Source organism: Nocardioides secundeburneus, assembly GCF_039939255.1.
In the GTDB taxonomy this organism is placed as follows: Bacteria; Actinomycetota; Actinomycetes; order Propionibacteriales; family Nocardioidaceae; genus Nocardioides.
The window spans coordinates 641,794-665,210 of record NZ_JBDUUE010000001.1 but is presented as its reverse complement, the minus strand read 5'-3'; the positions used below and the strand labels follow the sequence as shown (position 1 = coordinate 665,210).

Annotated in this window: 17 protein-coding genes; 5 read left to right on the top strand and 12 right to left on the bottom strand. The window is 73.9% G+C overall.

The features are described from left to right. Positions 1-5: 5 nt before the first annotated feature. The 6 genes from ABFT23_RS02970 to ABFT23_RS02945 form a co-directional block, all read right to left on the bottom strand. Positions 6-2,276: a SpoIIE family protein phosphatase gene (locus ABFT23_RS02970; protein WP_347892464.1), complete on the bottom strand. Its 2,271-nt coding sequence runs from the start codon at positions 2,274-2,276 to the stop codon at positions 6-8. A 176-nt stretch (positions 2,277-2,452) separates the two neighbouring features. Further along, entirely contained in the window at positions 2,453-3,382 is a 930-nt protein-coding gene (locus tag ABFT23_RS02965; RefSeq protein WP_457622885.1) for a hydroxymethylglutaryl-CoA lyase, read from the bottom strand. Next, positions 3,379-5,268, bottom strand: coding sequence for an acetyl/propionyl/methylcrotonyl-CoA carboxylase subunit alpha (locus ABFT23_RS02960; protein WP_347892462.1), 1,890 nt, complete (start codon positions 5,266-5,268; stop codon positions 3,379-3,381). Before ABFT23_RS02960 ends, ABFT23_RS02965 begins: the two co-directional genes overlap by 4 nt. 100 nt (positions 5,269-5,368) lie before the next feature. Next, on the bottom strand, positions 5,369-6,919 hold the full coding sequence (locus ABFT23_RS02955; RefSeq protein ID WP_347893046.1) for a carboxyl transferase domain-containing protein: 1,551 nt from the start codon (positions 6,917-6,919) through the stop codon (positions 5,369-5,371). A gap of 423 nt (positions 6,920-7,342) precedes the next feature. Next, complete coding sequence (gene ddaH / locus ABFT23_RS02950) at positions 7,343-8,116, bottom strand: dimethylargininase (RefSeq protein ID WP_347892461.1); 774 nt, start codon at positions 8,114-8,116, stop codon at positions 7,343-7,345. A 29-nt stretch (positions 8,117-8,145) separates the two neighbouring features. Continuing rightward, positions 8,146-8,754 carry a TetR/AcrR family transcriptional regulator gene (locus ABFT23_RS02945; RefSeq protein ID WP_347892459.1) on the bottom strand — a complete coding sequence of 203 codons (609 nt, stop codon included), beginning with the start codon at positions 8,752-8,754 and terminating at the stop codon, positions 8,146-8,148. A 79-nt stretch (positions 8,755-8,833) separates the two neighbouring features. Between ABFT23_RS02945 and ABFT23_RS02940 the strand changes: the two genes are divergently transcribed. Together ABFT23_RS02940 and ABFT23_RS02935 are read left to right on the top strand one after the other, a co-directional pair. Beyond that, positions 8,834-10,354, top strand: a complete 1,521-nt coding sequence (locus tag ABFT23_RS02940; protein WP_347892457.1) for an MFS transporter — start codon at positions 8,834-8,836, stop codon at positions 10,352-10,354. A gap of 20 nt (positions 10,355-10,374) precedes the next feature. Further along, positions 10,375-10,944 (top strand): SACE_7040 family transcriptional regulator, encoded by a 570-nt coding sequence (locus ABFT23_RS02935; RefSeq protein ID WP_347892455.1) that lies wholly within the window; start codon positions 10,375-10,377, stop codon positions 10,942-10,944. A 70-nt stretch (positions 10,945-11,014) separates the two neighbouring features. Here the strand turns inward: ABFT23_RS02935 and ABFT23_RS02930 are convergent, their stop codons facing one another. The 5 genes from ABFT23_RS02930 to ABFT23_RS02910 form a co-directional block, all read right to left on the bottom strand. Further along, entirely contained in the window at positions 11,015-11,710 is a 696-nt protein-coding gene (locus tag ABFT23_RS02930) for an SWIM zinc finger family protein (RefSeq protein WP_347892453.1), read from the bottom strand. Continuing rightward, a complete protein-coding gene (locus ABFT23_RS02925; protein WP_347892451.1) occupies positions 11,707-14,484 on the bottom strand; it encodes a DEAD/DEAH box helicase in 2,778 nt (925 codons plus the stop codon). Before ABFT23_RS02925 ends, ABFT23_RS02930 begins: the two co-directional genes overlap by 4 nt. A 134-nt stretch (positions 14,485-14,618) precedes the next feature. Further along, on the bottom strand, positions 14,619-16,901 hold the full coding sequence (locus ABFT23_RS02920) for an outer membrane protein assembly factor BamB family protein (protein WP_347892449.1): 2,283 nt from the start codon (positions 16,899-16,901) through the stop codon (positions 14,619-14,621). A gap of 102 nt (positions 16,902-17,003) precedes the next feature. Beyond that, positions 17,004-17,879 carry an LLM class flavin-dependent oxidoreductase gene (locus ABFT23_RS02915; protein WP_347892448.1) on the bottom strand — a complete coding sequence of 292 codons (876 nt, stop codon included), beginning with the start codon at positions 17,877-17,879 and terminating at the stop codon, positions 17,004-17,006. 187 nt (positions 17,880-18,066) lie between these two features. Then, positions 18,067-20,175, bottom strand: coding sequence for a RecQ family ATP-dependent DNA helicase (locus tag ABFT23_RS02910; RefSeq protein WP_347892446.1), 2,109 nt, complete (start codon positions 20,173-20,175; stop codon positions 18,067-18,069). Positions 20,176-20,363: 188 nt separating this feature from the next. Between ABFT23_RS02910 and ABFT23_RS02905 the strand changes: the two genes are divergently transcribed. The 3 genes from ABFT23_RS02905 to ABFT23_RS02895 all read left to right on the top strand — a co-directional run bounded on the left by ABFT23_RS02905 (position 20,364) and on the right by ABFT23_RS02895 (position 21,386). Then, positions 20,364-20,555: a hypothetical protein gene (locus tag ABFT23_RS02905; RefSeq protein ID WP_347892444.1), complete on the top strand. Its 192-nt coding sequence runs from the start codon at positions 20,364-20,366 to the stop codon at positions 20,553-20,555. A gap of 89 nt (positions 20,556-20,644) precedes the next feature. Continuing rightward, complete coding sequence (locus ABFT23_RS02900; RefSeq protein ID WP_347892443.1) at positions 20,645-20,833, top strand: hypothetical protein; 189 nt, start codon at positions 20,645-20,647, stop codon at positions 20,831-20,833. Positions 20,834-20,858: 25 nt separating this feature from the next. Next, on the top strand, positions 20,859-21,386 hold the full coding sequence (locus tag ABFT23_RS02895; protein ID WP_347892442.1) for a hypothetical protein: 528 nt from the start codon (positions 20,859-20,861) through the stop codon (positions 21,384-21,386). Positions 21,387-21,455: 69 nt separating this feature from the next. Here the strand turns inward: ABFT23_RS02895 and ABFT23_RS02890 are convergent, their stop codons facing one another. Continuing rightward, positions 21,456-23,411, bottom strand: coding sequence for a M13 family metallopeptidase (locus ABFT23_RS02890; protein ID WP_347892441.1), 1,956 nt, complete (start codon positions 23,409-23,411; stop codon positions 21,456-21,458). Between the last annotated feature and the right edge of the window lie 6 nt (positions 23,412-23,417).

The window sequence follows — 23,417 nt, the reverse complement described above, 5'->3', positions numbered from 1 at the left end:
GCGGGTCACGCCCCGGTGACCTGCTCCGGGTCGTCGAGGCGCAGCACGAGCAACGCGATGTCGTCGTCGGTGCGGCCGGGGCCCGAGAGGACGTCGATCAGGCCGTCGGAGACGGCCGCGAGGTCGGGTCGGCCCTCGACCCCGCGGGGCAGGTCCTGGAGCGTCGTGCGCAGGCGGTCGAGACCGACGTCGATCACCTCCGTGCGGCGCTCGACCAGCCCGTCGGTGTAGGCGACGACGATCGTGCCGTGCGGCAGGTCGACCTCGTGCTCGACGCGGTCGACGTTCTTGACGCCGAGGAGCAGGTCGTTGCGCACGTGCAGGACCTCGGCCACGCCGTCGGGACGGAGCACGGCCAGCGGCGGGTGCCCGGCGCTGCTCCAGCGCAACCGCCACCCGGGGCCGGAGGGCACGAGGTGGGCGAAGACCGCGGTCGTCATCGAGGCGTGGCCGATGTCGAGCATGAGGGCGTCGACGTTCTCCAGGACCCGCGCCGGCTCGTCGGGGCGCTCGCGCGCCGCCGCCCGGAGCATGCCCTGGATGCGCCCCATGGCGGCCGCGGCCAGGATGTCGTGACCGATCACGTCGCCGATCGCGAACCCGGCGCCGCGGCCGCGCAGCTCGGCGGCGCTGTCGTCGTTGCCGGCGAAGTCGAACAGCTCGTAGAAGTCGCCTCCGACCTCGGCCCGGGTCTCGTCGGCCACGTAGCGCGAGACGGCCTCGATGCCGGGGACGTCGGGCAGCTCGGGGAGCAGGCTGCGCTGCAGGACCTTCGCGATGCGGGCCTGGCCCTCGTAGAGGCTGGCGTTGTCGAGGATGAGGCCCACCCGACGGCCGAGGTCGAGCGCGGCGGTGATGTCGTCGTCGTCGAAGTCAGCGCGTCCGACGGCGCGGACCAGCACCAGGACGTCGTGCACCCCGGCGCGGCCGACGAGACCCACGACGAGGGCCTGGCGGCCGCCGAGGGCCGCGGTGCGTGCGATGAGCGCGTCGTCACGCAGGTAGCCACCCCGCTCGTCGTGGCTCGACGCGCTGTCGAGGTCGTCGATCACCCGGTAGGGCCGGTCGCCGAGCAGGACGTCGGCCACGGGGCCGGGCCGCAGGGCCCGGGGCAGGAACGCGGCGAAGGCGTCGACCTCCTCCTGACGACGGGGGTCGCGGTGACGCGCCCGCATCAGCGACAGCGGGGCGACGTCGTCGTCGTGCAGCAGCAGCGCCCAGTCGGCCAGGTAGGGCACGACCAGGCTCAGCAGCTCGTCGGCGCACCCGGCGACGTCGAGCGAGCCGCTGAGGCGGTTGACGGCGTCGACGAGGAAGGTGAGGCGGGTCCGGGTGGCCTCGGCGTCGGCGCGGGCCTCACGCTCGGCCTCGAGGGCCGCCCGCGTGGCCTGCGCGGCCTCGACCTGGTCGGTCACGTCGGTCTGGATGCCGACGATGTGCGCGATGGTGCCCTGGGCGTCGTGCACCGGGCTGAGGTCGACCTGGTTCCAGAAGGACGTGCCGTCCTTGCGGTAGTTGAGCAGCGTCACGCGCGTGGGCACGCCGCGCTCGATGGCGTGGCGCAGCTGGCCCGGGCCGATCTCGTCGGTGTCGTCTCCCTGCAGGAAGCGGCAGTTCTGCCCGACGACCTCGTCGAACTCGTAGCCCGTCGTCGCGGTGAAGGCCGGATTGACCCACACCAGCGGCTGGTCGTCCGCCAGGGCGTCGGCCACGGTGAAGGACAAGGTGGTGGCCGCCAGCGCCCGGTCGCGCAGCTCGCGGCCGGCGTCGCCGTTGCCGAGACCGTCGACGCCGGTGGCCGCGCCGATCTGGGCCATCTCCAGGCCGTCGACCTCGTCGGAGAGGGGAGGCACCTCGTCGGGGGTGGGCCGGTCGTCGCTCGGGGCGACGTGCGGGAGGAGCACGACGAGCACGTGGTCCTCGAGCATCGGCGCGCCGATCATGGGGACGGCCACCAGCCACAGCGGCTCGCGGCGCTCGCCGAGCCCGCTGCGCCGGGCCGCGGTCACCGCCTGCCCGTCGACGGGCTCGGAGCGGGCCGCGCGCGAGAGCGGGTGGTCGGTCGCGGAGAGCTCGGTGCCGTCGATGTCGCGCAGCTCGGCGACGTCGGACCACACGTCGAGGCCGACCGGCAGGGACACCCCGGGCGCGAGCTCCTCGGCGATGGCGTTGACGTGCACCACCTGGCGCGAGGCGAGCTCGACCATCAGGACGGCGGCCGCACCGGTGCGACCTCCGCCGTCGCGGACCGCCGCGACCCTCTCGGCCATGGTCATGCGTGCTGCTCCTCGTCTCGCTCGGGGCGTCTCCTGAGCGGCAGGAGATGTCAAACGACACCAGATCATCCCGCATCGCGGGAATCCCCCTTTGTGGCGATCTGCCGCTCACGTAGGCGTAGGAGTCGTTCGGAGTCACCGGGCGGGCGGAGTGCCCGACGTCGACGTGGTGCCCGTCACCTGCTCGACAGGGCCCGCACGACGGCCGACGGACTCGGCCGGTCGAGGTGTCCGGCCATCCACACCGAGGTCGCGACGACGGCGTCGAGGTCGACCCCGTGGTCGATGCCGAGGCCGGTGAGCAGCCAGACGACGTCCTCGGTGGCCAGGTTGCCCGTGGCCGACTTCGCGTAGGGGCAGCCGCCGAGGCCGCCGGCGCTGGCGTCGAAGGTGGTGACGCCGGCCCGCAGGCCCGCCTGGACGTTGGAGAGCGCCTGGCCGTAGGTGTCGTGGAAGTGCAGCGCGAGCCGGTCGACCCCGACGCCGGCGTCGACGAAGGCCTGCACGAGGGCGGTGACGTGGCCGGCGGTGCCGGTGCCGATGGTGTCGCCGAGGCTGAGCTGCCCGACGCCGAGGTCGAGCAGGCGTCGTCCGGCGGTGACGACGGCGTCGAGCGGCACCGCGCCCTCCCACGGGTCGCCGAAGCACATCGACAGGTAGCCGCGCACGTCGAGGCCGGCGTCGAGCGCGCGGGTGATCGTGGGCTCGAACATCGCGAACTGGTCGTCGTAGGAGCGGTTGAGGTTCTTGGTCGCGAAGGTCTCGGTGGCCGAGGCGAAGACGGCGACGTGACGGAGGCCGAGCTCGAGGGCCCGGTCGAGCCCGCGCTCGTTGGGCACCAGCACGGGCAGGTCGCGGCCGGCCTCCCCGAGCTCGGTCATCAGCTCGGCGGCATCGGCGAGCTGCGGCACCCAGCGCGGGTGCACGAACGAGGTGGCCTCGACGACCGGCAGGCCGGCCGCGACGAGGCGACGGACGAACTCGGCCTTGACCTCGAGCGGCACGACCTCCTTCTCGTTCTGCAGGCCGTCGCGCGGCCCGACCTCGTAGATCGTCACGGCCGCGGGCAGCCCGGGCTCGGGCACGAGCATCGGCAGCGCGGTCACCGGCCCGCCTCCTCGACGACGTCCTCGACGACGAACAGGGCGGTGCCGATCGGCACCTGGGTGCCCGCGACGGCGTCGACGGCGCTCACGGCGCCGGCGAACGGGGCCTTCAGCGCCAGCTCCATCTTCATCGCCTCCATGACGCCGAGCACCTGGCCCGCCTCGACGCGGTCGCCCACCGCGACCCGGACGTCGAGCACGGTGCCCGGCATGGGCGCGAGCAGGGTGCCGTCGCCGACGGCGGCCGCTCCGGCGAGCCGGTCGGGGGCGGTGAACAGGAACCGCTGGCCGTGCAGGGCGACGTCGACGAAGCCGGGCTGGGCGTTGACGACGGCGTCGACGGTGACGCCGTCGACCACCAGGCGCACGGCGTGGTTCGCGGCCGAGACCTCGCGCACGGGGACGCCGCCGACCGTGCCCGCGTGCCGGTCGACGAGCACCTCGCGGTCGAGCTCGACGAGCGTGGGCGCGGGGTCGGCGCCGAGACGGAAGCCGTCGGAGCCGAACGGACCGCCCGCGCCCGGCGCCGTCACGGCGGTGAGCATGGCCGACGTCCAGGCGGCGACCGTGCGGGCGAGGTCGGAGGACGGCGCCGGCACGTGGTGGCGGTCGAGCCAGGCCGTGTCGATGGTGGCGTCGCGGAACTCGTCGGAGGCGGCGAGCCGGCGCAGGAACCCCACGTTGGTGGTCAGGCCGAGGATCGCGGTCTGGTCGAGCGCCTCGACCAGGAGCCGGCGCGCGTCGTCGCGGTCGCGGCCGTGCACGATCACCTTGCCCAGCATCGGGTCGAACGAGGTGCTGACGACCTGGCCGCTCTCGAGGGCGTGGTCGGTGCGTGCCGCCGACGTCGCGGGCCAGCGCACGATCGAGGCGGTGCCGGCCTGCGGCAGGAAGTCGTGGAACGGGTCCTCGGCGTAGACGCGCACCTCGATCGCGTGCCCGGCCGGCTCGCCCGAGGTGAACGAGAGCGCCTCGCCCGCGGCGACGCGCAGCTGCTGCTCGACCAGGTCGACCCCGGCGATGCACTCGGTGACCGGGTGCTCGACCTGCAGGCGGGTGTTCATCTCGAGGAAGTAGACCTCGTCGGTGTCGGCGTCGAGCAGGAACTCGACCGTGCCGGCCGAGACGTAGCCGACGTGCCGAGCCAGTGCGACGGCCGAGCTCAGCACGGTCTCGCGGACGGCGTCGGTGAGCGTCGGCGCCGGCGCCTCCTCGATCACCTTCTGGTGCCGGCGCTGGGTCGAGCAGTCGCGCTCGAACAGGTGCACGACGTTGCCGTGCGTGTCGCCGAGCACCTGCACCTCGATGTGGCGCCCACGCTCGACGTACTTCTCGACGAGCATCGTGTCGTCGCCGAAGGCGCTCGCCGCCTCGCGCTTCGCGGCCGCGACCGCCTCGGCCATCTCGGCCTCGGAGCGGACGACGCGCATGCCCTTGCCCCCACCGCCCGCCGCGGCCTTGACCAGCACCGGGAAGCCGGCGTCCTCACCACGCGGGACGACGGGCACCCCGGCCGCGACGGCGATCTCGCGGGCGGCGTCCTTGCGGCCCATCTGCTCCATGACCGTGGCGCTCGGCCCGACGAGGGTGACGCCGGCGTCGGCGAGCGCCTGCGCGAACGCCGCGCGCTCGGACAAGAACCCGTAGCCGGGGTGGACGGCGGAGGCCCCGGTGGCGACCGCGGCGGCGACGACGGCGTCGATGTCGAGGTAGCTGGCCACCTCGACCGACTCGTCGGCGGCCCGCACGTGCGGCGCGCCGGCGTCGACGGCGGTGTAGACCGCGATCGTGCGGATGCCGAAGCGCCGGCAGGTGCGCATGATGCGGAGCGCGATCTCGCCGCGGTTGGCGACGAGGACGGAGTCGAGGGCGATGGGGCGGATCACTTCAAGTCCCTTTCACACGCTGGTCGAGGTGCGAGGAGCCGTGGCGACGAGCCTCGAGACCTCAGCGGCGTCGTACCGACTGGTCCACACGACATCGCGATCACATCCGGAAGATGCCGTAGGAGGGCTCGGGCACGGGCGCGTTGGCGGCCGCCGCGAGACCCATGCCGAGCACCCGGCGGGTGTCGACGGGGTCGATGACGCCGTCGTCCCACAGCCGCGCCGTGGCGTAGTAGGGCGAGCCCTGGGTCTCGTACTGCTCGCGGATCGGGGCCTTGAACTCGTCGTCGTCGGGGCGGCCGGCGACGGTGGCGAGCACGGACGCCGCCTGCTCGCCGCCCATGACGGAGATGCGCGCGTTGGGCCACATCCACAGGAACCGGGGGTCGTAGGCGCGCCCGCACATGCCGTAGTTGCCGGCGCCGAACGAGCCGCCGATGACGACGGTGAACTTCGGCACGACCGAGCAGGCGACGGCCGTGACGAGCTTGGCGCCGTCGCGAGCGATGCCCCGGTTCTCGTACTCGCGGCCGACCATGAAGCCGGTGATGTTCTGCAGGAACACCAGCGGGATGCCGCGCTGGTTGCACAGCTCGATGAAGTGCGCGCCCTTGAGCGCCGACTCGCTGAACAGGATGCCGTTGTTGGCCACGATGCCGACCGGGTGGCCCCACACGTGGGCGAACCCGGTCACGAGCGTCTCGCCGTAGAGCTGCTTGAACTCCTGGAACCGGCTGCCGTCGACGACGCGACGGATCACCTCGCGCACGTCGTAGGGCGTGCGGGTGTCGGCCGGGACGACGTCGTAGAGCGTGGCCGGGTCGACGGCAGGCTCCTCGGGCTCGCGCACCTGCCACGTGCGGCCCCCGGTGGTCGAGGTGCGAGCGGAGCGAGCCTCGAGACCCCCGGAGCGGGGCAGCGTGTCGACGATGCCGCGCACGAGTGCGAGTGCGTGGGCGTCGTCGTCGGCGAGGTGGTCGACCACGCCGCTCTTGCGTGCGTGCACGTCGCCGCCGCCGAGGTCCTCGGCCGTGACGACCTCGCCGGTCGCGGCCTTCACCAGGGGCGGGCCGCCGAGGAAGATGGTGCCCTGCTCCTTGACGATGACGGTCTCGTCGCTCATCGCCGGCACGTAGGCACCGCCGGCGGTGCACGAGCCCATCACCGAGGCGATCTGCGGGATGCCGCGCGCCGAGAGGTTGGCCTGATTGAAGAAGATCCGGCCGAAGTGCTCGCGGTCGGGGAACACGTCGTCCTGCATGGGCAGGAAGGCGCCGCCGGAGTCGACGAGGTAGACGCACGGCAGGTGGTTGTCGGCGGCGACCTGCTGGGCGCGCAGGTGCTTCTTGACCGTCATCGGGTAGTAGGTGCCGCCCTTGACGGTGGCGTCGTTGGCGACGACGACGACCTCGCGCCCGTGCACCCGCCCGATGCCGGTGACGACGCCGGCGCTGGGCACGGCGCCGCCGTACATCTCGGTCGCGGCGAGCGGGCTCAGCTCGAGGAACGGGCTGCCGGGGTCGAGCAGCCGGTCGACCCGGTCGCGGACGAGGAGCTTGCCGCGGTCGGTGTGCTTGGTGCGGGCGGCCTCGCTGCCGCCCCGGCGTACGACGGCCAACCGCTCGCGCAGGTCGGCGACGAGGTCTCTCATCTCGGGCACGCCCCCAGGTTAACGATCGTTAACCCGGTCGTCCACCGGGCGGCGATGTTCCTCGAGCGCTTCGACGCCCCGTCCTACCTCTACCTGAGCGGGTCATGGACTGCTTCGACCCGCTCGCCGAGCCCGGCGCCGCGGCCCGGGCGGCCTCCGGCGGGACCCGGTTCCGACACGTCTCCGTCGACTCCGAGTGGCGCTTCCCGACGGCACACTCCGTGCGCACCCACGAGCTCCTGCGCGCCGCCGACTCCGAGCACGTCGAGATCGTCTCCCGTGGGGGCACGACTCGTTCCTGCTCGACCCGCCCGGCTACCACGACGCGGTCCGGGCGGCCCTGGAGGAATAGTCATGTGCGTCGCGGGCCGGCGCGCAGACCCACCGACCAGGTCGACCGGTCGGCGAGGTCGGCGGAAGCGCTCAGCGCAGACGCACCGACAGACACGTGACGCAGCCCTCGAGCGACTCGAACTCGCTGATGTCGACCGTGACGACGCGGAGGCCACGCGCGCGGTAGAGCGCCGCCGTCTCCGGGGCACTGCTCGCCATGAGCACGGTCTCGCCGTCGAGGAGGACGACATGGGCGCCGGGCTCCTCGGGCACGGGCAGGAACGGGTCCCACACGGTCGGGTCGTCGACCAGCGGCTGGTAGCCGACGACCGTCCCGTCGGGCAACGCGGTGACGGCCGACTTCAGGTGCAGGACCTTCGACACCGGTACGGCCACGACGCGCGCGCCCAGGGGCTCGAGCAGTGCGGCGAGCTGGTCGACCCCGGCCCGGTTGGTCCGCCCGCCCAGGCCGACCCACACCGTGCCGTCGTGCTTGAGCACGTCGCCGCCGTCCATCGTGCCGGGAGCCTCGATGTGCGCGATGCGGTAGCCGAGGGCGCGGAGAGCGGCCTCCGTGCCGGCGGTCTCGGGCTTGCGCTCGTCGGCGCCGGGCCGGGTGATGACGGCCAGGTCGGCGTACATGACGACGGTGTCCTCGACGAAGACCGCGTCGGCACACGCGTTGGCAGGCGCGACCTCGACGATCTCCCACCCCTCGGCCAGCAGTGCGCCCACGTAGGCCTCCCACTGCCGTGCGGCGAGGTCGAGATCGACGGGCGTGCGCTGGAGGTGGGTCACGAGGCCGTCGGCGAGGAGCGGGCCAGGACGACGGACGAGGGCGCGCAGCGGTCGCTCGGTGGTCATGACGTCAGTCTGCCGCGCCGTCGGCGAGCTCAGCTGACGCCGTAGGCGAGGTCGATGCTCGACAGCATGGCCGTGAGGGCGGCCTGACGCTCGTCGTCGGGCATCGACCGGAGGGGGCCCTCGGTGCAGAGCACCGAGAAGCCGTGCACGGCCGACCAGCAGCCGATCTCGGCGCCCGGGCGCACCGCCGGGCTGAGGTAGCCGACGTCGACCAGGTCGTCGAGGGCCGCGTTGAGCAGGCCGTAGGGGTCGCCGGCCTTGCCGTCTGGCTCGGGCGCCTCGGGGTAGGCGGTGAAGAGGAGGCGGAAGAGGCCGGGCTCGGCGACGGCGTAGTCGACGTAGCCGACGCCGATCTCGATCAGTCGACGTCGGGCCCGCGCGACCGGCTCGGTCTCGGTGACGCCGGCCAGGCGCCGTTGCATGGCGACGACCAGGCCGGCCAGGGCGTGCTCGGCGACGACGTCGACGAGGGCGTCGCGGTCGGCGAAGTGTCGGTAGGCGGCGTTGTGCGAGACGCCGACGCGACGGGCGAGGTCGCGGACCGCCAGGCCGTCGGGCCCGTGCTCGCGCACGGCCTGCACCGCGGCCTCGGCGAGCGCCTCGCGCAGGTTGCCGTGGTGGTAGCGCTGCGTCGTCACCCCGCCGAGACTAGACGATGTTGACAGCGTCCACATGACCATGCATGCTCCATGTTGTCGCCGTCCACATGGAGTCCTGATGCCCACGCACCGCAAGCCCCTGATCCTGCTCACGGTCTGCCTGGCCGCGCTGACGATCAACCTCGACACCACGATCGTCAACGTCGCGCTGCCCAGCCTCGCCCGCGAGCTCGACGCCGGCACCCGCGAGCTGCTGTGGGTCGTCGACGGCTACAACCTCGCCTTCGCCGCGCTGGTGCTCGCGATGGGCAGCATCTCCGACAAGGTCGGACGCCGTCCCGCGCTCGTCGTCGGTCTTGCCTCGTTCGCCGCCGCCAGCGGCGTGGCCGCGCTCGTCGACAGCGCCGGCGCCCTCGTCGCCCTGCGCTTCGTCATGGGCGTGAGCGCCGCCCTGATCTTCCCGACGACGCTGTCGATCATCGCCAACGCCTTCCCCGACCGGCGCGAGCGTGCCGGCGCCCTCGGGGCCTGGGGCGCCGCCACCGGCATGGGCGTCGCGCTCGGTCCGGTCACCGGCGGCTTCCTGCTCGAACACTTCACCTGGCACGCGGTGTTCTGGGCACTGGTGCCGGTCGGCCTCGTCGCGATCGCGATGACGCTCGCGTTCGTGCCCGAGTCGCGCGACCCGCACGTGCCCGCGCTCGACCGGCCCGGCCTGCTCGCCTCGGTGGCGGCGCTCGGCACGCTGACGTGGACGATCATCGAGGCGCCCGAGCACGGCTGGACCAGCGTCACGACCGTCGCCGGCTTCGCCGTCGCCGCCGTGCTGGTCGGCGTCTTCGTCGCCGTCGAGCGCGCCGTCGAACACCCGATGCTCGACGTCACCCTGTTCCTCGACCGTCGCTTCAGCGCGGCCTGCGGCGCCGTCACGGTGGCCTTCTTCGCCCTGTTCGGGTTCATCTTCTTGATCACGCAGTTCTTCCAGTTCACCCGCGACTACTCCGCGCTCGGCACCGGCCTGCGCATCCTGCCGGTCGCCACCTGCATCGCCATCGCCTCGATCGCCGGCGCCACGCTCGCGCCGCGCCTGGGCACGAAGGCGGTCGTCACCACCGGGCTGGTGCTGCTCGGCTCGGCGTTCCTGTGGATCTCCACGGTCACGGTCGAGGTCTCCTACGCGCAGGTGATCGTGCCGCAGATGGTGCTCATGGGTCTCGGCCTCGGCCTGGTCAGCACCCCGGCCACCGAGTCGATCCTGCAGGTGCTGCCGCCGGCGCGCGCCGGCGTCGGCTCGGCCGTCAACGACGCCACCCGCGAGCTCGGCGGCACGCTCGGCGTCGCGGTCGTCGGCTCGCTGTTCTCCTCGCTCTACGCCGACCGGCTCGCGACCCTGCTCACCGGGCAGCTGGACGACGCCACCCTGGCCCGGGCGCAGGAGTCGGTCGGCTTCACCGACGCCCTCGGCGCCCGGGTGCCCGGCGTCACCGCCGCCATGAACGACGCCTTCGTCGACGGGCTGTCGGTGGCCTGCGTGGCCATCGGCCTGCTGTGCCTCGCCGCCGCGGCGGCCGCCGTCGTCGCGCTCCCGGGCCGCGGCTACGTGCCCGCCGACGAGACGCCGGCCGAGGTGGGTCGTTAACGGTCGGTAACCTCGTGCGGGTGACCGAGACCGCCGCCCCCGCGGCCACCCGCCGCGAGCAGATCCTCGCGACCGCGGCCGAGTTGTTCGCGGCACGGGGCTTCCACGGCGTCTCCGTCACCGAGCTCGGCACCGCGTGCGGCATCTCCGGCCCGGCGCTCTACAAACACTTCGCCTCCAAGGACGCCGTGCTCGCCGAGATGCTGGTCAACATCAGCGAGGAGCTGCTCGCGGTCGGTCAGGAGCGGGTCGAGGCCGCCACCGGTCCCGCCGACGCCGTGCGGCGCCTGGTGGCGTGGCACGTCTCGTTCGCCCTCGGACGCCGCGCGCTGATCGTCGTCCAGGACCGCGACTGGTCGTCGCTGCCCGACGACGCCCGCGAGCGGGTGCGCAGCCTGCAGCGGGCCTACGTCGACCTGTGGGCCGACCAGCTGCGCCAGCTCGACCCCGCCCTCGGGCGCGGCGCGGCCCGCGCCCAGGCCCACGCGGCGTTCGGGCTCATCAACTCCACGCCCCACAGCGGCAAGCTGCCCGACGACGAGATGACCGACCTGCTCACCGACATGGCCCTGCGCGCCCTGCTGCGATAGTCGTGGACCTCTCGCACCGGCGAACGGCTCGTGCGAGACGTCCACGACTGTCGCGGTGAGCTCGGAACGGTCAGAACAGGTGGTCGACGCGGGCGTCGGCGTCGCCGTCGAGGAGCTCGAGGATGCGCGCGGCCCGGGCGGCGGCGTCGAGGGCGGTGTCGAGATCGGCGTCGGTCTCCTCGCCCCCGTCGCTGGTGTAGCTGACGGCGGTGCGGGCGTGCAGGCCGGCGAGCAGCTCGTCGCGCGGGAGCCCGCGCAGGTGCAGGAGCACGAGCGGGTCGTCGTCGACGAGCCAGGCGACCTGGCTGAGCACCGCGAGGGCGTGCGGGCAGGGGTCGAGCCAACCCACGCACGTGCAGGTGGTCTCGAGCTCGGTGCCGAACGGCAGCAGCTCGACGCCGGCCTCGTCGGCGTGCTCGACGAGCGAGTGGGGCAGGTCGCCGGCAAGCAGCGAGCCGATGCGGCCGGCCTCGGCGGCCACGACCTCGACCAGGGTGGCCCGGCTCTCGGGGGTGAGCACCGGCAGGCGGGCGTCGACCGTGTGGAGGCCGCGGTCGTCGGCGACGGCGGCGACCACCTGGCCGGCGGTGAGCGAGATGCCGCCCACGGCGCCCGCGCGCGACAGCGACCGGCCACGGCGCAGGTCGGTCTCGGCGTAGGCCGCCTCCTCGAGCGCGCGCACCCAGGCCTTGCCCCACCAGGTGCGCGCGCGAGCGGCGCCGCGCCGGGCGGCGATCGGCGGGTGGCTGACGACCGAGGCGGTCACGGTTGCCGCAGGGTGACGAGGTCGCGCAGCTCGGCGTCGCTCAGCTCGGTGAGCGCCGCCTCGCCGCGGCCGAGGACGGCGTCGGCGAGCGCCCGCTTGCGGGTGAGCAGCTCGGCCACGCGCTCCTCGACGGTGCCGCGCATGAGCATGCGGTGCACCTGGACGGGGCGGGTCTGGCCGATGCGGTAGGCGCGGTCGGTCGCCTGCTCCTCGACGGCCGGGTTCCACCAGCGGTCGACGTGCACGACGTGGTCGGCGCGGGTGAGGTTGAGCCCGGTGCCACCGGCCTTCAGCGAGAGCAGGAAGACGGGCACCTCGCCGGCCTGGAACCGCTCGACCATGCGCTCGCGCTCACGCACCATCGTGCCGCCGTGCAGGAACTGGTGCCGCAGCCCCGCCGCCGTCAGGTGGCTCTCGAGCAGCCGGGCCATGGCGACGTACTGGGTGAAGACGAGCACCGAGCCGTCTTCGGCGACCGCGGTGGAGACGAGCTCGTCGAGCAGGTCGAGCTTCTCGGAGCGACCCCCGAGCCGGACGGCGCCCGACTGCTTGAGGAACTGGGCCGGGTGGTTGCAGATCTGCTTGAGCCCCGTGAGCAGCGCGAGCACGAGACCGCGGCGGGCATCGGGGTCGGAGCGCTCGATGCGCTCCATCGTCTCGCGCACGAAGGCCTCGTAGAGCACCACCTGCTCGCGCGTGAGCGTGAGAGGGTGGTCGGTCTCGGTCTTGGGCGGCAGCTCGGGGGCGATGCCGGGGTCGGACTTGCGCCGGCGCAGCAGGAAGGGCGAGACCAGGTCGGCGAACTGGGCGGCCTTCTTCGGCTCCTGGCCCGACTCGATGGGCCCGGCCCACGCCTTGCGGAACGCGTTGCGGCTGCCCAGCAGGCCGGGGATCGCCCAGTCGAGCACCGCCCAGAGCTCGGTGAGGTTGTTCTCGACCGGGGTGCCGGTGAGCGCCACCCGCGCCACGCTGGGGATCGAGCGCAGCGCACGCGCCGTCGACGACGCCGGGTTCTTCACGTGCTGCGCCTCGTCGGCGACCACGAGGTCCCACCCGACGGCGCCGAGCGCCTCGGCCGAGACCCGCATGGTGCCGTAGGTCGTGAGCACGAAGCCGCCGGCGCCGTCGGGCCCGTCGAGGCCGTCGAGGTCGCGCTGCGCGCCGTGGAACCGCCGGACGGCGACGCCGGGCGCGAACCGGTGGATCTCGGCCTCCCAGTTGCCGAGCAGGCTGGTCGGGCAGACGACCAGGGTCGGCGCGCTGTGGCCCGCGTCGCGCCGGTGGAGGTGCAGCGCGATGAGGGTGATCGTCTTGCCCAGGCCCATGTCGTCGGCAAGGCACGCACCGAGGCCCAGGCCGGTGAGGTCGGCCAGCCACGTGAGGCCGTGGCGCTGGTAGCCGCGGAGCGTGGCCCGGAGCGCGGCCGGAGGCTCGACCGGCTCGCGCGTGGCGGCCGCGGTGAGCCGCTCGCGCACCCGCAGCAGCGAGGCGCCGACCACGACCGAGGTGTCGGCGCCGGGCTCGACCTCGACGACCCCGGTGAGCGCGGCTGCGACGGCCTGGGCGGGCTTGACGGTGCGGATGAGGCGCTTGCGGGCGCGCCGGGCGGTGGCGGGGTCGACGACGGTCCAGGCGCCGCGCAGCTTGAGCACCGGCGAGGCCGCGGCGGCGAGGTGGTCCATCTCGTCGTCGGTGAGCGGGTCGCCGTGCAGGGCGAGCTGCCACCGGAAGCTGAACAGCGCCTCGGTCGACAGCAGCGGCTGGTTGAGGGGCTCCTCGCGCGCGGCGCCGGCCGCGCCCCTCGGCCGGGGCGCGGCGTCGAGCACGGCCGACGACGTGAGGTCGCGGCCGAGCGCCTTGGGCCACATGACGTCGACACCGCGCTCGCCGAGGGCGGAGACCCCGGACTCGAGAAGGCTGCCGATCTCGTCGGCGTCGAGGGTGATCTCGTCGGGCACCCGGAGCGCGAGCAGCCGCTCGAGCGGGGGCCACGCCTCGGCCGCGGCCCGCAGCGCGATGCTGGCATGAGTGCGGGCGCGCTCACCGAAGCCGTGGGTGTCGTGATCGGCGGTGAAGAGCACCGCTGCGTCGCACACGTGCAGCGGGTCGAGCTCGTCGTGCACCTGCAGGACGACGCGCAGCGACCCGGCCGCGAGGTCCTCCTCGTCGGCCTCGACGCGGAGTGAGAGGCGCACCAGCTGGGGCAGGTCGGCCAGCACCGAGGCGCGCGAGCGGTGCCGCGCGATGCGCGCCTGCAGCCGCTCGGCGAAGTCGGGCCCGCCCGTCGTCGACGGCGTGGACGGCGTGGACGGCGTGGACGGCGTCGCCGGCCCCGTGCTCGGCGCCCCGGGCCCGGGACGGCGGGCCGCGGTGCTGGCCGGAGCGCTGCGCGGCAGGGTGTCGGCGACGGCGTCGAGCACCCGTCGCACCAACGCGTCGGCGTCGCTCGCCCCGAGCTCGTCGTGGGCCCGGGCGGCGGCCAGCAGCGCGACCCGCTCGGCGTCGTCGGGGGCGAGCGGGGCCGCACGCCACGACCCCGACCCCGGCTCGAGCCGCCCCGAGGCGACGAGGCGGAGCCCGAGCAGCGCCGCGCCCGAGAGCAGCCCGACGCTCGGGTGGACGTCGTCGCGCCCCCGCACCCGCGAGAGCACCGGCAGCGCCGCCCGCATGGGCAGCGCGACGGTGCGGCGCTCGTCGCTGAACTCGACCACGCTCTCGCGCGGCGGCTCGGCAGCGCGGAACGTCGCGGTGCCGGTGACGGGCACGAAGCTCACGGGTCGACCTCCTCTCGGGCTCTCGGCGACGACCGTAGCCGCGGGCGGGGACAGCGCCGGGCCCGCACACGGTCCGGGGGCGGGCCGGTGCCGCGGGCGAGGCTAGCCGCCGGACCAAGAGCGACCCGAGGCCGTCAGCCGAGCACGCCCGGCTCGAGCGCCTGACGCACGAGTGCCTCGACCTGGCGCTGACGCCGCTCGCTCGACGCGTCGTCGTAGGCGGAGTAGCGCGCGGTGACGACCAGGTTGTCGCGCCGGGCCGCGAGCAGCACCGTCGTGGCGCCGTAGCTCTCGTCGAGCGCCGCCCACGCCTCGTCGCCGAGACCGGGCACCTCGGTGACGTCGTCGGCCGTCATCAGCTGGCTCGCGGTCGTGACGGCGTCGACCCCACCCGTGGGTCGCGGCTCGACCGCCTCGGCGACGAGCACGAGCTCCCCGTCGCTCGTCGTGCCCCACCGGCAACCGTTTACCTCACCACCGGGGCCGATCTCCCGGCCGGGGCCGTCGGCCAGGCCGCGCGCGGGAGCCAGGTCGGCGCACGCCGTGCCCACGCCGGTGACCGGTCCGGGGGTGCCCGGGGCCGGCGGCGCCACGTCGAGCCCCACGCCGGCGAGCACGTCGGTGGCGGCGAGCAGGGCCGCGCGTCGCACCGTCGACGGCGCCACGCCGGTGAAGCCGGAGGCATCGACGTCGACCAGCACGTTGGCCCTGCGGACCACGACGCGCGACCGTCCTGCCGTCGGCGCGCTCGCGGGACCCGCCGTGCCGAGCCGGTCGGACAACGAGCCGTCGGCCACGAACGCGGCGTCGCCGAGCCCGTCGACGGCGACGACCCGCGCCTCCGTGTCGTCGAGCCCGTCCATCGAGCGGGCCGCGTTCTCCGACGCCGTCCGCTCGCCGTCCTCGAACGTGCCGCCCTCCGCGACCGTCACCCGCACCGCGAGCGTTCCCGCGCCGCCGCCGTACCAGGAGCAGGAGATCGGCGCCGGCAGGTCGCCGTCGAGGCCGAGCAGGTCGAGGGTCGTCGGCGCGACCGTCGTGCAGGCGCGCAGCGCCTCGGTGGGTCGGACGTCGCCGCCGGCCCAGTCCTGGTCGGTGTCGGAGACACCGGCCCAGCGATCGGGCGGGACCAGCGAGACGCCGTCCGGGGCCGAGCCGCCCTCGGTGTCGGCGGTGAGGTCGAAGGCCAGGAACCGGTAGCCGGGCACCAGGAGGAGGTCACCGGCCACGTAGGCCAGGTCGACGTCCACCGTGAGCGAGGGACCCGACTGCCCGTCGTCGGTCTGCAGCCGGCCGAGGGTGCTGCCCCGGGTCGGGTCGCGCAGGTCGGTGAGGGTGATCCAGTACTGGTCGCTCGGGTAGCCCTCCTCGCCCTGGTCGACGTCGGCGGGCTGCCCCCAGACGAGCCGGCCGTCGTGCTCGCCGAGCAGGCGTGGTGTCGAGCCGAACCGGTCGTTCGACCTGGTCCAGAGCAGCTCGCCGGTGTCGAGGTCGAAGGCGTGCACGACCTCCGCGTCGTCGTAGGCACCGACGAGGGTGCGGTCGTCGTGGGCGATGGTGCGGAAGTGCGCGGTGTAGCCGAGGTCGTAGCCGATCGGCGGCCCGGGCCGGCCCGCGTCGTCGTAACGGCGCAGGAACCGGTGCGGTCCCTCGACGGCCTCGACCACGAGGGGGTCGGTGCTGACGACGTCGGTGGCCTGCACAGGACGCGGCGTGCTCCACCGCTCGGCGAACGAGTCGTCGAGCAGCACCGACCGGGTCGGCCGGCCGTCGGCGTTCTCGCGGCGGGGCTGGGCGAGCACCAGGTCGTCGGCGAAGGCGCCGACGCCGCGGCAAGGCCGGTCACCGGCGTAGGTCTGGACCTCGCGCAACGGCGCGCCGTCGGCGAGGGCGAACCGGAGCACCCGTCCGCACGCGCCCGACGTGCTGACGACGGCGCCGACCGTGGTGCGGGGCTCGTACGGTCCGTCGAGGGCTCCGAGCTCGGCCTGCCAGCGCACGGTCCCGGTCGCGGTGTCGAAGGCGACCAGCTGGTCGCAGCTCAGCTGGTCGCGACTGCTGCTCAGCCGCAGGGCCGCCGTCCCGTCGTCGCCGACCTGGTCGGACGTCGAGCACGGGAAGCCCTCGAGGTCGGTGGTCCACTGCACGGTGCCGTCGCGGTCGATGCTGCGCAGGGTGGTGCTCATCGCGTCGTGGTCGGCCGAGGTCGCCACGAGCAGGTCGGCGGTCGACCAGACCGCCGGCCGCGTCCAGTACGTGCCGGCGACGAACACGTCGACGTCGCGCAGCTCCCACGCCTGCTGGATCACGGGCAGGTCCGGGAGGTCGGCGCGGTCGTCGTCACCGCACGCGGCGAGCGTCGCGCCGACGAGGGTCAGCGCAAGCGCGGTGAGCAGGCGGGGGGCGCGGCGGGGCATCGGGGTCCTCTCGGTTCGAGACCCCACGGTGCCCATGCCGACGGCGTGGCCAAACCCCGGGGCCTGGTCGCGCGGGAGGGGTCCGCGGTCGCCGGGCCGGGCCTACCCCCGCGAGACCACCTCACGTGCGACGTCCTCCAGGACCGCCACGTCGCCCGGGTAGGGCTCGCTCGGGCGAGGCCAGTGGGTGACGAGGTCGGTGAACCCCAGCTCGCCCGCCCGACCGGCGACCTCCTCGAAGAAGGCCCGGCTGCTGAGCGCGAACCGACCCGGCGTGCCCGCCACCTGGGGGGCGGCGTCGGTGAGCAGGTAGCGCGGGCACGGCCCGCGCCCGGACGCCGCGAGCGCCTCGTCGTAGGTCGCGACGGCGGTCGCGAGCCCGCTCCACCACTGCCCGACGGTCTCGACGCTCGGACCGGTGGTGACCCACCCGTCGCCGACGCGGGCGGCGTAGCGCAGTGATCGGGGGCCGTTGGCGGCGACCAGGAGCGGGGTGCGCCGCAGCGGCGGGAGGGTGCGCGCGTCGGTGGTGGAGAACCAGCGGCCCTCGCGGGTCACGTGGTCGCCGTCGCGCAGGGCCACGAGCGTGTCGGTGAGCTCCTGGAACCGGTCGACGCGCTCCTTCACGCTCAGCTCGTCGAGCCCGAGCACGGTGGAGTCGAGGTTGCCGCCGGTGCCGACCCCGAGCAGGAAGCGGCCGTCGCTGAGGTCCTCCAGGGCCTGGGCGTCGCGGAAGAGCAGGTAGGGGTGCCGGAAGTTGGGCGAGGCGACGAGCGTGCCGAGGCCGATGCGGCTCGTCACCTGGGCCGCCGCCCCGAGCACCGGGGTCGCCGTCGTCCACGGCGAGTCGGGCAGACCGCCCCAGACGAGGTGGTCGTAGGTCCAGGCGTGGTCGAAGCCCATGTCTTCCACCGCCTGCCACCGCGGCCTCGCCTCGGCCCACGGCAGGTCGGTCAGGATCGTGATGCCGTAGCGCACCGCTGCGTCTCCCCTCGTTGGTGTCGGGTCGCGAGGATCTCGCGGAGGACCGGCAGCACTCGCTGGTCCTTCGGCCGGTTGGCGGCCTGCCTGCTCCGGACGACGTACTCGAGCGACGCTACGCGCCCGGCGACCTGGACGGCGTTATGCGACGTGGCGTCGTGGTCGAACGGCAGGGCCGATGCCATCAACGCTCGGTCCCCAGCACGAGCGGCAGGACGGCGTCGGCACCCCGGGCGCGCAGGGCGACGGCGGCCCGGGTGAGGGTCCAGCCGGTGACGTGGAGGTCGTCGACCAGCAGCACCGAGCGCCCGTCGAGGGGCTCGTCGACCTCGAGCGCGAAGCGGCGTCCGACGGTGGCGACCCGCTGCGCGGAGTTCATCGCGCCGCGACCGGGCTCGATGTCGTGGTCGACGATCGCGTAGCGGCCGAGCACGGGCTTCTTGAGGAACCGCGACAGGTTGGTGGCGAGGTCGTCGGTGAGGGCGGGCCGCGAGAGCGACTCGACCACGACGACGCCGTCGACCTGCGGTCGCCAGTGCATGAGCACGTCGACGAGGGCACGGGCCAGGCCGGGTGGCACCGGGCCGTCGCCCGCGCCGGGCTTGAACAGCTCGCGCAGGGCCTGGCCGTGGCCGAGGTCGGTGAGCCGGGCGATGGCGCGGCCCTCGTCGGCCCCGGTGATCTTGCCCTTGAGCTCGATGCCCATGGCGGCCAGCCCGGTGGGCCAGATCTTGCGTGGCTCGACCGGCACGCCCGGACGCGACAGCCGCTCGCCCGCCTCGGCGACCGCCGCCTCGGAGACCGTCGCGTCGAGGCGCAGGCCGCCGCAGTTGTCGCACCGGCCGCAGTCGACGGCCTCGGGGTCGTCGAGCTGCTCACGCAGGTAGCGCATGCGGCAGCCGTCGGTGGCGAGGTAGTCGAGCATCGCCTGCTGCTCGCGCTCACGCGCCTCGCGCACCCGGCGGTAGCGGTCTTCGTCGTAGCTCCACGGCTGCCCGGTGGCCTCCCACCCGCCCCGCACGCGTCGGACGGCGCCGTCGACGTCGAGCACCTTGAGCATCTGCTCGAGCCGGCTGCGGCTGAGCTCGACCTGGGTCTCGAGCGACGGCAGCGACATCGGCCGGGCCTCGGCCGCCAGCACCTCGAGGGTCTGGCGCACTTGGGCCTCGGGCGGGAACGACAGGGAGCCGAAGTAGGCCCAGATGTCGCGGTCCTCCGTCGCCGGCAGCAGGACGACGCTCGCCCCCGGCTCGGCCGGCACGCCGCGTCCGGCGCGCCCGACCTGTTGGTAGTAGGCCACGGGCGACTGCGGCGCGCCGAGGTTGACCACGAACCCGAGGCGGGCGTCGAAGCCCATGCCCAGGGCGCTGGTGGCGACCAGCGCCTTGACCTCGCCGTCGATGAGGGCCTGCTCGAGCGCGAGCCGCTCGGTCTGCTCGGTCTGGCCCGAGTAGGCCGCGACCTCGTGGCCGCGTGAGCGCAGGTAGTCGGCGACCTCGCGGGTGGCGGCGACCGTGAGGCAGTAGATGATGCCCGACCCGGGCTGCTCGGCGAGGTGGTCGGCCAGCCAGGCCAGGCGCTGCTGGGCGGTGCGCAGCCGGACGACGCCCAGCCGCAGCGACTCGCGGTCGAGCGAGCCGCGCAGCACCAACGTCTCGCTGCCCATCTGCTCGGCGACGTCGGCGGTGACCCGCTGGTTGGCGGTGGCGGTGGTGGCCAGCACCGGGATGCCGTCGGGCAGCTCCATCAGGAGGGTGCGGATGCGGCGGTAGTCGGGACGGAAGTCGTGGCCCCAGTCGCTGATGCAGTGCGCCTCGTCGACGACGAGCAGTCCGCACGTGGCGGCGAGCCGGGGCAGGACCTCGTCGCGGAAGCCGGGGTTGTTGAGGCGCTCGGGGCTGACCAGCAAGACGTCGACCTCGCCGGCGTTGATGGCGCGGTGGGTGTCCTCCCACTGCTCGAGGTTGGTGGAGTTGATGGTGACGGCGCGGATGCCGGCGCGCTCGGCCGCGGCGATCTGGTTGCGCATGAGGGCCAGCAGCGGCGAGACGATGACGGTGGGCCCGGCCCCCTGGGCCCGCAGCAGCAGGGTGGCGACGAAGTAGACCGCCGACTTGCCCCACCCGGTCTTCTGGACGACGAGCGCCCGCCGCCGGTGCACGGTGAGGGCCTCGATCGCCGTCCACTGGTCGTCGCGCAGGCGCGCCTCGCCGCCGTCGGGCAGCGGGCCGACGAGCGCGCGCAGGTGGCGCTCGGCGTCGTCGCGGGTGGCGGTGGCGGTCGGGGCGGGCATGCCTGACTGTCTACCAGCGGCCGCCGACAGCTCGGGAGGCTCATCCACAGGCACGCCCGACTCGGCCGGGGTCGGCTCGGCCGTCTGCTGCACGCCGAGCTCCGCTCGGCCATCAGCCTGTCTGGACCACTCACGTTCTCCACACGGTTCACGAAGGATTCCGAAAGGCCGGTGAGGACAGTGGCGGCATGCGCAAGTCGACAGCTCGCACCACCGTGACCCTGCGTGAGCTCCCGGAGCCGACGGCCGGCCCGGGGCTCCCCGAGCGCGACCAGGTGGTCTTCGTGACCAACGCCGTCCGCCGCCGAGGCGGGCTCCGCTCCCGCGCCGAGCACCACCCGGGAGCGCACCGCCCGGTCCTCGCCGCCGTCGTCCGCTAGCCGGCAGACCGACGGCCCCGGCGGTATCACGCGGGCGCCGGCGCCCTCCTCCCCTACGACCGATCCCCGTCGTTGCGAAGGACATCGCCATGAAGCGCACGCCGCAGCCCGCCGCCCCCGCCGTCACGCTCCACGAGCTCGACCACCCGGACGCCGTCGCCGAGACCGAGCGCGTCGTCTTCGTCACCAACGCGATCCGCCGCCGCGGCGGGTTGCGCACCCGCGGCGAGTCGCACGGCGACCGTCACCGGCCGGTCCTCGCCGCCGTCGTCCGATGAGGACCCACCACCGAGAGGTTCCCTGATGCCCGTTCGCAGTCTCACCGCCGTCGCCCTGCTCGCCGCCGGACTCACCCTCGGCTCCGCCGGGGGCGCGGTCGCCGGGTCGATGATCACAGGCAAGCAGATCAAGGACGGCACCGTCACTTCGGCCGACCTGAAGGACCGCACGATCCAGGTGAAGGACCTCGCGCCGTCGGCGGTCGCCGCGCTCAGGGGCGCGCGCGGAGCCACCGGGCCCGCGGGGCCCGCCGGGCCGGCCGGGCCCACCGGCCCCACCGGTCCGCAGGGCCCCACGACCTCGGGCGCCGTCTCGGGCTGGGTCGTGGTGCAGAACGAGTGGCCGAAGCCGGCGAACACCTCGGCGTTCCACTCCCTCACCTGTCCCGACGGCAAGCGGGTCCTCGGCGGGAGCGCGTTCTGGGTCAGCTCCAACGCACCGACGCAGATGGCGATCGCTCAGGGCGGGGGCAGCGTGCTCGGCCTGAGCCCCGGCGTCCCGAACGCCGACACCTTCCGGATCCGGATCACCTGCGGCACCATCGCCCCCTGACGCACGACCACGTCGGCGTCCATCGGACACCGGGTCCGCTCGCATGAGCGTCCGGCCCGCCGGGTCCGGTCACCAGATGCGGACGCGATCCTCGGGGTCGATCCACAGCCCGTCGCCCGCCGTCGTCTCGAACACCTCGTGGAACTCGTCGAGGTTGCGCACGATGTTGGCGCGGAACTCCGGCGGGCTGTGGGGGTCGACGGTGAGGAACTGCTGCTCCTGCTCCTTGCGGCGCTTGGTGCGCCACACGAAGGCCCAGTTCATGAAGAGGGTCCTGCGGCCCTCGGGCGTGAGGGGCTCGCCCCGACGCTCGCAGGCGATCGCGTAGGCCTTGAGGGCGATGGTGAGACCGCCGAGGTCGCCGATGTTCTCGCCCACCGTGAGCGCGCCGTTGACGCGCTCGCCGGGCAGCGCCCGGGGCTCGAAGGCGTTGTACTGCTCGACGAGCGCCTTCGACTTGAGCTCGAACGCCGACTTGTCCTCCGGCGTCCACCAGTCGTTGAGGTTGCCGGCGCCGTCGTACTGCGCGCCCTGGTCGTCGAAGCCGTGCCCGACCTCGTGCCCGATCACGGCACCGATGCCGCCGTAGTTCTCGGCCGTCAGCGCGTCGGGCGAGAAGAACGGCTTCTGCAGGATGCCCGCGGGGAAGCAGATCTCGTTGGTGCCGGGGTTGTAGTAGGCGTTGACCGTCTGCGGCAGCATGAACCACTCGTCACGGTCGACGGGCGAGCCGATCTTGCCCAGCTGGCGATCGGTCTCGAACGCGGCGGCCGCGTGCACGTTGGCGAGCAGGTCGTCGCGCACCACGCGCAGACCGCTGTAGTCGCGGAACGTCTCGGGGTAGCCGATCTTGGGGCGGAACGTCGCGAGCTTGTCGTAGGCCCGCTGCTTGGTGGCGTCGGTCATCCAGTCGAGCTTCTCGATCGAGACGCGGTAGGCGGCGAGCAGGTCGGCGACGAGCTCGTCCATCAGCGCCTTGGACGTCGGCGGGAAGTGGCGTGCGACGTACTCCTTGCCGACGGCCTCGCCCATGGCGCCCTCGACGAAGCCGACCCCGCGCTTCCAGCGGGCGCGCAGCTCGGGGGTGCCGTTGAGGGTGCGGCCGTAGAAGTCGAAGTTGGCCTCGACGAAGTCGTCGGTGAGGTAGGCGGCGGCCGAGCGCAGCACGTGGCTGAGCAGCCAGTCCTGCCACTGCTCGATCGGGACCTCCTCGAGCACGGTCGACAGGTGCTCGAAGAACGACGGCTGCCGCACGCAGACCTCGGCGATGGTGTCGCGGCTGCCGCCGAGGTTGCGGATGTAGGCGTCCCAGTCGAAGGCCGGGCAGAGCGCGACGAGCTCGTCGTAGGTCTTGAGGTTGTAGGTCTTCTGCACGTCGCGCGTCTCGGACCGCTCCCAGTGGCCGGCGGCGATGCGGGTGTCGATCTCCAGGATCGTCTGCGCCGCCGCGGCGGGGTCGGCGTGGCCGCCGAGGCCGAGGAGCGTCGTCAGGTAGCCGATGTAGGCCTCGCGCTGCGCGGCGAACTTCTCGTCGCGGTAGTAGGACTCGTCGGGCAGGCCCAGCCCGCCTTGGTAGAGGTTGACGACGTAGCGGTCGGAGTCGCGGTCGTCGTTGTCGATGTAGGACCCGAAGACACCGTGCCCGCCGATGCGCTCGACCTCCCCGAGGAACGCGGCGAGGTCGCGGACGTCGCGCAGCGCGGCGACGGCGTCGACCAGCGGCTGCAGCGAGGTGGTGCCGCGGGCCTCGATCGCCGCGGTGTCCATGAACGAGGCGTACAGGTCGCCGATCTTGGTCGCGTCGTCGGCGTCGGCCCCCGACGACGGGTCGGCCGCGAGGGTCTCGATGATCTCCTTGACGTGGGTCTCGGCGGCATCGGCCAGCTGCACGAACGGACCCCAGCTCGAGCGGTCGCTCGGGATCTCCACCGTCTCGAGCCAGCGGCCGTTGACGTGGCCGAACAGGTCGTCCTGGGGGCGGATGTCGAGGTCCATGCCCGCACGGGCGTCGTCGAGGATGCTCACCCGCGC

Coding starts and splice junctions, on each gene's coding strand:
- ABFT23_RS02895 (WP_347892442.1), top strand. CDS start 20,859: ATGCCCGTTCGCAGTCTCACCGCCGTCGCCCTGCTCGCCGCCGGACTC.
- ABFT23_RS02970 (WP_347892464.1), bottom strand. CDS start 2,276: ATGACCATGGCCGAGAGGGTCGCGGCGGTCCGCGACGGCGGAGGTCGC.
- ABFT23_RS02905 (WP_347892444.1), top strand. CDS start 20,364: ATGCGCAAGTCGACAGCTCGCACCACCGTGACCCTGCGTGAGCTCCCG.
- ABFT23_RS02920 (WP_347892449.1), bottom strand. CDS start 16,901: ATGCCCCGCCGCGCCCCCCGCCTGCTCACCGCGCTTGCGCTGACCCTC.
- ABFT23_RS02900 (WP_347892443.1), top strand. CDS start 20,645: ATGAAGCGCACGCCGCAGCCCGCCGCCCCCGCCGTCACGCTCCACGAG.
- ABFT23_RS02955 (WP_347893046.1), bottom strand. CDS start 6,919: ATGAGAGACCTCGTCGCCGACCTGCGCGAGCGGTTGGCCGTCGTACGC.
- ddaH (WP_347892461.1), bottom strand. CDS start 8,116: ATGACCACCGAGCGACCGCTGCGCGCCCTCGTCCGTCGTCCTGGCCCG.
- ABFT23_RS02940 (WP_347892457.1), top strand. CDS start 8,834: ATGCCCACGCACCGCAAGCCCCTGATCCTGCTCACGGTCTGCCTGGCC.
- ABFT23_RS02910 (WP_347892446.1), bottom strand. CDS start 20,175: ATGCCCGCCCCGACCGCCACCGCCACCCGCGACGACGCCGAGCGCCAC.